General features: G+C 70.7%; 11 protein-coding genes. 5 read left to right on the forward strand and 6 right to left on the reverse strand.

Annotated elements, in window-relative coordinates:
• Window positions 1–123 precede the first annotated feature (123 nt).
• Window positions 124–720 carry a CGNR zinc finger domain-containing protein gene (locus E4U92_RS34255; protein ID WP_229863601.1) on the forward strand — a complete coding sequence of 199 codons (597 nt, stop codon included), beginning with the start codon at window positions 124–126 and terminating at the stop codon, window positions 718–720.
• Between the two features lie 18 nt (window positions 721–738).
• Here the strand turns inward: E4U92_RS34255 and E4U92_RS34260 are convergent, their stop codons facing one another.
• Window positions 739–2145, reverse strand: a complete 1407-nt coding sequence (locus tag E4U92_RS34260) for a DHA2 family efflux MFS transporter permease subunit (protein WP_229863615.1) — start codon at window positions 2143–2145, stop codon at window positions 739–741.
• Between the two features lie 153 nt (window positions 2146–2298).
• Between E4U92_RS34260 and E4U92_RS34265 the strand changes: the two genes are divergently transcribed.
• The 3 genes from E4U92_RS34265 to E4U92_RS34275 all read left to right on the forward strand — a co-directional run bounded on the left by E4U92_RS34265 (window position 2299) and on the right by E4U92_RS34275 (window position 4394).
• Window positions 2299–2730 carry a MarR family winged helix-turn-helix transcriptional regulator gene (locus tag E4U92_RS34265; RefSeq protein WP_137304356.1) on the forward strand — a complete coding sequence of 144 codons (432 nt, stop codon included), beginning with the start codon at window positions 2299–2301 and terminating at the stop codon, window positions 2728–2730.
• A 135-nt stretch (window positions 2731–2865) separates the two neighbouring features.
• Window positions 2866–4011 carry a molybdopterin-dependent oxidoreductase gene (locus tag E4U92_RS34270; RefSeq protein ID WP_137304357.1) on the forward strand — a complete coding sequence of 382 codons (1146 nt, stop codon included), beginning with the start codon at window positions 2866–2868 and terminating at the stop codon, window positions 4009–4011.
• Window positions 4008–4394, forward strand: coding sequence for a hypothetical protein (locus E4U92_RS34275; RefSeq protein ID WP_137304358.1), 387 nt, complete (start codon window positions 4008–4010; stop codon window positions 4392–4394). Before E4U92_RS34270 ends, E4U92_RS34275 begins: the two co-directional genes overlap by 4 nt.
• A 132-nt stretch (window positions 4395–4526) precedes the next feature.
• On the opposite strand, the gene E4U92_RS34280 is transcribed toward E4U92_RS34275, so the two are convergent.
• Genes E4U92_RS34280 through E4U92_RS34300 form a run of 5 tightly spaced genes read right to left on the reverse strand, consistent with a single transcriptional unit; the run spans window position 4527 to window position 7614 of the window.
• The gene (locus E4U92_RS34280) at window positions 4527–5162 is read right to left on the reverse strand and encodes a DUF6875 domain-containing protein (protein WP_137304359.1); all 636 of its coding nucleotides are present in this window, start codon (window positions 5160–5162) and stop codon (window positions 4527–4529) included.
• Window positions 5159–5722 carry a hypothetical protein gene (locus E4U92_RS34285; RefSeq protein ID WP_137304360.1) on the reverse strand — a complete coding sequence of 188 codons (564 nt, stop codon included), beginning with the start codon at window positions 5720–5722 and terminating at the stop codon, window positions 5159–5161. The genes E4U92_RS34280 and E4U92_RS34285 overlap by 4 nt, the downstream gene beginning before the upstream one ends.
• Window positions 5723–5730: 8 nt before the next feature.
• Window positions 5731–5931, reverse strand: coding sequence for an MbtH family protein (locus tag E4U92_RS34290; protein ID WP_137304367.1), 201 nt, complete (start codon window positions 5929–5931; stop codon window positions 5731–5733).
• A gap of 46 nt (window positions 5932–5977) precedes the next feature.
• Window positions 5978–6214 carry a phosphopantetheine-binding protein gene (locus E4U92_RS34295; protein WP_137304361.1) on the reverse strand — a complete coding sequence of 79 codons (237 nt, stop codon included), beginning with the start codon at window positions 6212–6214 and terminating at the stop codon, window positions 5978–5980.
• Window positions 6211–7614: a class I adenylate-forming enzyme family protein gene (locus tag E4U92_RS34300; RefSeq protein ID WP_137304362.1), complete on the reverse strand. Its 1404-nt coding sequence runs from the start codon at window positions 7612–7614 to the stop codon at window positions 6211–6213. The genes E4U92_RS34295 and E4U92_RS34300 overlap by 4 nt, the downstream gene beginning before the upstream one ends.
• Window positions 7615–8113: 499 nt before the next feature.
• On the opposite strand from E4U92_RS34300, the gene E4U92_RS34305 reads away from it, so the two are divergent.
• The coding region (locus E4U92_RS34305; RefSeq protein ID WP_241681794.1) for a condensation domain-containing protein at window positions 8114–9401 on the forward strand (1288 nt) is incomplete at its 3' end.

Here is a 9401-nt window from a genome sequence, read left to right on the forward strand (position 1 = left end):
CCCCGGACGCGTCACCGGAGGGACGGACGTCTGCGTGTGCACTGTGTGCCTCCAGGCGGGATCGAGGTCGGGCGTTCTCGGCGACCGGTAGCGGCTCACCCTCCTTCGTCATACCCTGAAGGTATGACGTCATGGGTGTCCGAGGATCCCGCCGCCCATACTCGACGGGTGAGCTTCCTCTTCGTCAGCGACCACCTGGCCCTCGACTTCGCCGCCACGGTGGCCTGGCGCGCCACGGACCCCAAGGAACTCCTCGCCGGGCCCGGGGACTTCGCCCGCTGGGCCGTGGCGGCGGGCGTCGTCGACCGCCTGGACACGGTGACCCAGGACGACCTGACCCGGGCACGCGCCCTGCGCGAGGCGGTCTACCGCCTGGCCCTGGCCGCCACCGCGGACGAACCGGCCGACCCGCGGGACGTCACCCTGGTCCGGCGGGCCGCCGCCCACCCGCCCGTCCGTCCCGCCCTGCACGACCTGGGCCGGGTCGAACGCCGGGGCGGGGTGACGGAGGTCCTGGCCACGCTCGCCACGACCGCCAGCGACCTGTTCGGCGGCCCCGACCGCCTCCTGGTCCGCCGCTGCGCCGGCACCCCGTGCACCCGCCTCTTCGTCGACCGCTCCCGCGCGGGCACGCGCCGCTGGTGCGACAAGCGGAGCTGCGGCAGCAGGGTCAACGCGGCCGCGTACCGCCGCCGCGGCGGCCGCCCCGAACAGGTCTGACCCGCGCCCGCCCGGGGTTCACGAGCCGACCCGGTTCCGACGGCGTCCCGGCAGGGGGACGCGCCCCGCGGTGCCGGAGCCGGGGCCGTTGCGCGCCGCGATCCGTGCCGGGCGGTCGGGCATCGTGAAGGCGAACACCGCTGTCGCCGCCGCGATCGCCGCGAGGGCGACGTAGGCGTGCTGGTACGCGGGCAGGGGAGGTGACGCGGCGGCGGCCTGCGGGGTGCCGAGGACGAGGACCGTGGTGACCGCGGCGGGGGCGAGCGCCCCGCCGGTCTGGCGTACGACCGTGTTCAGCATCGTGGCCTGGGGCAGGTCCGTCCGGTCGACGGTGGCCAGCGAGGCGACCGTCGTGGGGACGAAGAAGCACCCGATCGCGGCGCCGAACAGGAACATGTAGGCGCGCACGGTCCACAGGCCGGTGCCGGCCGTGCAGGTGGCGAGGAGCAGCAGGACGGCGGTGACGCCGACCAGGCCGCAGCCGACGATGAGGCGCGGGCCGACCCGGACGTACAGCGCGCCGGTGACCTGGACGGTCAGCAGGACGCCGAACGCCTCCGGGAAGGTGGTCAGGCCCGACTCCAGCGCGGTGCGGCCCTGAGCCTGCTGGAGGAAGAGCGGGGTGAGGTACAAGGTGCCCATGATGGGGACCAGGCCGACCAGGTTGATCAGGTTGGTGTCCCGGAACAGCCGGTCGGAGAACAGGCGCAGCCGCAACAGCGGGTGGGACCTGTGCAGTTCGACGACGACCGTGGCGACCAGCAGCACCGCGCCCAGCACCAGGGAGGAGACCACGGCGGGGGAGGACCAGCCCCGGTTGGGCCCCTCGCAGATCCCGAACATCCCGCTGCCCAGGGCGCCGGCGCTGAGCAGCAGGCCGGGACGGTCGAACGGGCCGGGCCGCCGCCCCCGGTCGCCGGCCAGGAAGAGCGCGCCGAACAGCACGGCCGGCAGCCCCACGGGCAGGTTCACGTAGAAGACCCAGCGCCAGGACAGGTGGTCCACCAGGAGCCCGCCCAGCACGGGGGCCGCGGCGGGGGCGATCTGCTGCGGGATGATCATGTAGCGGGATATCCGGATCTGCTCCGCCGAGCTGAACGTGCCGAACAGCAACGCGGTGGAGGCCGGGAAGAGGACGCCGGCCGACACTCCCTGCACGGCCCGGTAGGCGACGAGCTGGCCGAGCCCGGTCGCCGCCCCGCACAGCAGCGACGAGCCGAGGAACCCGGCCAGCGCGGTCAGCAACACCCGTTTCCCGCCGAAGCGTTCGACCAGCCAGGCCGAGGCCGGGATGGTCATGGCCAGACAGACCGGGTAGACGACCACCACCCCGTCCAGCGCGGCCGTGGTCAGCCGGAACTGACGGGCGATCGAGGGCAGGGCCACGGTCGTGATCGCCCCGTCGACGATCGCGATGAACGTCACGCTGACGCAGACGACGGGAACCACCAGACGCTGGCTGAGACGAGTGGGCAGGGCGGACAGCACGGAGGGGCGACGCGGCATAAGCTGAGCATACTCACTATGTGCTTGCTCACCAGATGGCTTTCGGGCCCTGAACCGGGAGAGACTGGCCCCATGGCCGTACAGGGAAGCAGCGACGTCCTGATCGACGAGCTGTACGAGACGACGAACCGGCTGCGGCAGTTCGTGGAGGGGCGCCTGCGGGAGAAGGGCGCGTCGGTGGCCCGGCTGCGGGCCCTGCGCATGCTGGCCCGGGCCCGGCAGCCGCTGCGCATGCGCGACCTGAGCGACATGGCGGGCATCGCGGCGCGCACCGCCACCGCCATCGTGGACAGCCTCGAACGCGACGGCCTGGTCGAGCGGGTACGTCACCCACAGGACCGGCGCGCGTTCCTGCTGCGGCTCACGGACGAGGGGGTGCGCTGCCACCGCGAGGCGGAGGAGGTCGACCGCCTCGCCCTCGCCGAGGCCACCGCAGCCCTGGACGCGGCCGACCGCGAACAGCTCCGCACCCTGCTCGCCCGCATCCGCGACCACACCGTGTGACCCGCGGAGGGACGCGGCGGCACCCTCCGTGCCCCGGGGCGCCCGCCCGGGCCGCCGTCCGCCCGGGCCCGCCGTCGTGACGTCCCTGTTCCGTAAGGGCTCCTTCCGTTCCGTCGGCGCTCCGGGCCGAGTGGGATGGAGGGCATGAAACCCCGTGTCTTTCCCCCGGTGTTCCGGGGCAGGCTGCACGACGCCCGGACGGCGACCGCGCTCGGACGGTGGCTCGGGCCGGCGTTCGTCGTGTGCTTCCTCACCGGCCTCGTCAGCCACGTGCTGCAGCACCCGCCGGGCGGGCTGGCCGACCACCTGCCGAGCCGCCCGGTGTGGGGCTACCGGCTCACCCAGGGCCTGCACGTCGCGTCCGGCACCGCGGCGGTCCCGCTGCTGCTGGCCAAGCTGTGGACGGTGTACCCGCGGCTGTTCGCGTGGCCTGCGCTGCGGTCGGTCCGGCACGCGCTGGAGCGGCTGTCGGTCGCCGTACTGGTGGCCGGTGCCGTGTTCGAACTCGCGACCGGCCTGCTGAACACGGCCCAGTGGTATCCCTGGCCGTTCTCCTTCGTGCCCGTGCACTACGCCGTGGGCTGGCTGGTCGTCGGCGCGCTCCTGCTGCACGTCGCCGTCAAGCTGCCCGACATCCGGGCCCACTGGACACGGCGTTCGCCCGGGACCCTCGCCCTGCCCGCGCGGGACGCCCCCGACCGGCGTTCGCTGCTCGCGGCGGTGGGCGCGGCCGTCGGCGCCGTCACCCTCACGACCGTCGGGCAGTCGTTCACCCCGCTGAAGGACCTCGTGCTGCTCGCGCCCCGCCGCCCCGGCGAGGGGCCCCAGTCCCTGCCGGTGAACCGCACCGCCGCCGCGGCGGGCGTCGGCCGGATCGACGCCGAGGAATACCGCCTCGTCGTCACCGGCCCGCGCCCGTACACCCTCACCCTGGCCGACCTGCGCGCCCTGCCCCAGCACGACGTGGACCTGCCGATCGCCTGCGTCGAGGGATGGAGCCAGTCGGCGCGCTGGACGGGCGTGCGCGTCAGGGACCTGGCGGAGCGCGCGGGAGCCCCGGCGGACGCGCGCGTGCGGGTGGTGTCGTTGCAGCTCAGGGGCGGCTACCGGGTCTCGGAGATGGGCCACGGGCACGTCCGCGACCCGCTGACCCTGCTCGCCCTGCGGCTGAACGGACAGGAACTCGTCCCCGACCACGGCTACCCGGCGCGGCTCATCGCCCCCGACCGGCCCGGCGTGCTGCAGACCAAGTGGGTCGGCCGGCTGGAGGTGCTGGCATGAACGCCCTCCGTGTGACGACCGCCGCGGCCGGTCTGGCGCTGATGGGCGTCGGGGTGTCCCTGCTGGGTGACGTACGCGACCCCATGGGCGTGCTGCTGTGGCTCGGCGGGGCGGTCGTCCTGCACGACGCGCTGATCGCCCCGCTGGTGCTCCTGGTCGGACTGGTCGTGGTGCGCGGCGGGGCGCGCGGACCGGTCCGCGGCGCCCTGCTGGTCGCGGGCGCGCTGACGGCGGTCGCGCTGCCGGTCCTGCTGCGCCCGGGCAGGACGGCCAACCCGTCGGTGCTGCCGCTGGACTATCCGCGCAACTGGCTGATCGCGCTGGCGGCCGTGGCGGTGCTGACGGGGGTGTGGTTCGGCGGCCGCAGATATCGGAGCGACTAACAGGTGGAGGTCGAGCACGCCATCTGGCGACGGCCGGCACTCTCCTTCGAGTGAGTGCCGGCCGTCCGCGAGCGTGCAAGCCGGCGGCCAGTTCCTCGCTGTGATGGCGGACCGCTTCACCCGGCGCACCGCCTACGGGGGCGGACCACCGTAAGCCCGTTCGGCCTCCTCGTAGCGTGCGATCAGGAGCGAGTCCATCACGGTGGAACCCGGCCCGAAGAACTTGCCGAACCGCTCCCGGTAGTGCTGGAACCAGTGCGGTCGTTCCGACAGGAAGAAGACGTCGTGCAGGGCGATGGCGCGAATGGCGAACAGGGGCAGAGGTGCCTTGCTCACCGCGAAGCGCGGGTTACGGGCAGCCGTCACCTCGCAGTTCTCGTGGAACTGACCGATCATCAGCCCACGTGCCACGAAGGCGTCCTTCACCCGGGCATGAACCTGATCGAGCAATCCGGTGTCCTCACTGCGCAGATCAGGAAGGGCGACCACCATGGCCCGCAACATGGGATTGCGGCCCTGCCAGGTTGTCAGCTCGTACTCCCGCAGACTGCTGTGGGCGATCTCCTCGAGCAGCTCCAGGGTCGGCGCATGACCGACCAGCCGCATGCGGATTTCCATGGTCCGGTTCTTGCGCGAGGGTGCCACGAAGGGACAGATGGGACCCGTGCGGCCGATCTCCGGATGGCTCGCCGAGATGTACTCGGTCAGCCATTCCTCGACCGCCTCCAGCGCTGAAGCGAAGTCCACCAGGGCTGCAGTGGACGTCATGACGCACCGGTCGGTTCGGTGACGCGGTCAACGGCGATGCGGGCGAGCCGAAGGATCTCCGACTCGTCCGGGATGCGGGTGTTGACGAAGGTGAGGACGTCGTCCTTCGCGGCGATCACCCAGGCGGTGTCGATGACGAAGTGGTCGACGGTGGACACCCAGCGTACCAGGAAGCCGCCGTCTCCCAGGTTCACGGGCCTCAGGTCCACCCTCGAGATGTCGAGCCGGACGCCGTCGTTGAGTTCCATCCGGTAGTGCGTGCAGGCGTGCACCGCGTCGTGGAGCTCCTGGTAGACCTGCCGGCAGGTCCCGTCCCGGAACTCGGCGACATGGTGGAACACCACCGAGCCCACGACGTTCGTGAAGAGCGCGGAGGCGTGGTGCACCGTATCGGGATGCCCGCCGTGCGTGAGCATGTTGGTCAGGTCGACGATGGCCCGCCCCGACTCGTCGCCGGAGACGAAGACAGGATCGTAGGCAGCGCTCGGCTCCTCGCCGTAGAACGACTCCTCGAGGTCCTCCTCCCGTAACAGCAGTTGCTGGAATGCGGCGTCGTCCATCGGGTCTCCTATCGGCGCACGAGGCTCAAGGGGCGCATGTCGGTCCAGTGCTCCTCGACGTAGGCGAGGCAGGTCTGGCGGTCGCTCTGGCCGAGCACCACCGTCCAGCCCGCGGGCACCTCGGCGAACGAGGGCCACAGCGAGTGCTGGCCCTCCTCGTTGACCAGCACGAGGAAGGTGCCGTCGGCGTTCTCGAAGGGGTTGCTCATCATCGCTCCCTGCGCAGTGCGATCGGATGGGGGCCGGTCGGGTCGGTCAGTGCTCCTGCATGGCCCTGGTCACGTAGGTGTGGATGCCGTCGATCGAGGTGAACTGGGCCATCTCGTCGAACTGCGGGTCGATGACCACGCCGTACCGCTCCTCCAGGACGTGCTGGAGGATCACCAGGGTGAAGGAGTCGATCACCAGCTCGGCGCCGTCGGTCAGTTCCTCCGCCGGCCCGAGTCCTGCGTTCTCGATCAATATCGTCCTGAGGTCGTCCTTTGAGATCACCGTTCCTCCTGTGCCCGTGAGGGCGATTCCGCCAGGACGCGTCCGTGCATCAGCGCACGGTCGCGGACCAGCTTCCCCATCGAGTTCCGCGGCAGCAGTCGTGAGACGTGGAACCTCTTCGGGACCTTGACGGGACTCAGCCGCTCGCGGCACCAGGCCGTCAACTCGTCCGCGCCGACGCCGGGATCGGCGCCCACGAACGCTTCGATGACCTCTCCGTGTGTCACGACGGCTTCCGTCACTCGCGTGTGGGTCAGCAGGACGTTCTCCACTTCCGCGAGGTCGACCTTCAGACCGCCGATCACGGCCAGCGAATCGGCCCGGCCGAGCATGCTGAGCACCCCGGTCACCGGGTCCTGCCTGACCCGGTCGTAGGTCCGCAGCCAGCCGTGCGTGTAGCGGTCCGCGTGTTCGCCGTACAGGTACGGCGAACGATCCATCCGCACGTACAGCTCCTCGTCGACGATCTTGATCTCGGCCCCCGGCACCGGGAGCCCGAGCTGCGGAGGGACGGACGTGCCGGACAGGTCGCCTGCGATCAGTCCTGTCTCGGTCAGTCCGTAGACCGGGCTGACCGGCAGGCCGAAACGGGCGCGGAAGTTCTCGTACGTCTCCTGCGGCACCCGCTCGCCGCCCGATACCGCCAGGCGCAGTGCGGGCAGTCGGGGCCGGTCGGCGACGCGGGACAGCAGGTCATAGTGCACGGGTGTTCCGTAGACCGCGGTCGCCCCGGTCGCCGCCATGAGCCGAACGACTTCGGCCGGGCGCAGGGTCGGTGGAACGATCAGCCCCGCCCCGGACGCGAGGGCGTGCAGCACGCCGCTGACCAGGCCCATGTTGTGCATGACCGAGTTCAGCAGCATCACACGGTCGTCCTCACCGGGGACTCCGGGGAGGCCGGCATGCCGGTCGATCTCGGCCAGCACGGAGTCGGCGGGGCGGCCGATCACCTTGGGCCGGCCGGACGAACCCGAGCTGAATTGCACCAGTTGGATGCCGTCGACGGCGGGGCGGCCGTCCGGCAGCCGTCGGACCGTGAAGTCCGACTCCTGGCGGAATCCGGCCACCGGCCCTCCGGCGCCGGCCGCGGCGACGAGGTATTGCGGACGCACGAGCTGCGCCAGCGGTTCGTACTCCGCGGGTTTCAGCCGGAAGTCGACCAGAACCACCTGGGCCCCACAGTTCCACAGGGCCAACAGAACCTGAATGTAAGTGAAAGACGGTGTCATCCTCAGAAGAACCGAGTTGCCTGCGCCGATTCCCTGCTGCCGGAAGCCCTCCTCGAAGTCGGCCACCGCACCGCGTAGCTGTCCCCGGGTGACCGGAGCGCTCGAAATGGCCCACAGGTCGTCGTCCGCGCCACGGTCCAGAAGATGACTCATCCACTGCGTCGTTGCCATACGGGTTTCCTTTTATGCATCGGGAAACGTGCGGTCGGCATTTATGGCAAGTGAAGCTAACACCGGCGAGAAACAGCAGGCAAGAGCCGGTCGATCAAGGCGAACGGTCCCGCGATCGATGGGCGGGTCCCCGCGTCGGCAGGGCGCGGCCCACGGTGAAAGCCTCCCTCCCGTGTGTGGCGGGCATCGCCCACACTCCACGGTGTGTCAGGCGCGTTCCGTTGCGTGTCCCGCCGGCGGGACACGCAACGGACATGCACCTGGCATAGCCGGTTGATTTTCTTGACCCTCCGGATCTCCCAGGGTTAGGTTCCCCCTGTCGCGTTCCAGGCGGATCTGTCCGGCTCCTGTGTATACACGGTGATGCACGTCGCTCCCGCAGAGCGGTGGTCGACTTTTTCTGCGCGATCGAATCAACGACGCGTTCTCCAGGACAGTGCGAGATTTTCATTCCTGCCTCTCCGGCCGTCCGCGCGGGGGAATTATCGGAGGTGGAGACTTGTCCGACAGTGCCGGCACCACGCTGCCCCTCACGGCCGCGCAACGCGAAATATGGATCGCCGAGCAACGGCTTGGGAGAGGAAATCGCGTTTTCCGGGTGGGGGAGTACCTGGAGATCCACGGAAGCGTGGACCCGCAGCTGTTCGCGCGGGCCTTGACAACCGTCGTCGCCGAGGCGCAGGCGCTGCACGTCCGCTTCGTCGAGGAACCCGGCGGGGTTCGGCAGGTTCTACGGGAGCCTGCCGACCAGCCGCTCACCGTCACCGACCTGAGTCTTGAGCAGGACCCCGAACAGGCCGCCCGCGCGTGGATGGACAGCGCGGTCGCCAGGCCCATGGACCTCACCGATGACCCACTGTTCGAGTACGCGCTCCTGAAGCTGAGCGGCGACCGCTTCTGGTGGTACCAGGGCTACCACCACGCCGTGATGGACGCCTTCGGGTCCTTGCTGATCACCCGCCGGGTCGCCGACGTCTACACCGCACTGGCCGAAGGCGGCACGGCGGGAGGAAGCCCCTTCGGCACACTGTCCGACCTGATCACCGCCGAACAGGCTTACCGAACGTCCGAGCGTTTCCGTCAGGACAGGACCTACTGGACGGAACGCTTCGCCGACCGTCCGCAGCCGGCCGCGCTCGTCGGCACGCCGTCGACGACACCGGAGCGCTATCTCCGGCACACCGGCACGCTGGACCAGACGGAACACACGGCTCTGCGCGACGCGGCCCGCCAGGCCCGCGTCCCCTGGTCGCACTTGGTCATCGCCGCCGCGGCCCTCCACGTCCACCGGATGACCGGCGCGGACACCGTCGTGCTGGGCCTGCCGGTGACAGCCCGCCTCACCCAGGTGGAGCGCCACACGCCCGGCACGGCCGCCAACGTCCTGCCGCTCCGGCTCACGCTCCGACCGGAGCTGACGCTCGGCGACCTCCTCGCCCAGATAAGCGAGAACGTGCGCGAACTGGGCGGCCACCAGCGGTACCGGGCCGAGGACATCCAGCGCGACCTGGCACTGCCCAGCCGCCCGGGCACGTGGTACGCGCCGGTCGTCAACGTCATGTCCTTCGACTATGCGATCACCTTCGCAGGACTGCCGACCACCGCGCACAACCTCTCCTCCGGCCTGGTGGGCGACTTCACCCTCGCGGTGTGGGACCGGCGCGACGGCAGCGGGCCGGCCATCGACGTCAACTCCCACCCGGACCTGTGCACGCACGACGAACTGGCCGTCCATCACCGACGCCTGCGCACCGCCCTGCGAGCCGTCGTGGAGTCGGATGTCTCCC

The organism is Streptomyces galbus (genome assembly GCF_005280195.1).
GTDB classification, from domain to species: Bacteria; Actinomycetota; Actinomycetes; order Streptomycetales; family Streptomycetaceae; genus Streptomyces; species Streptomyces galbus.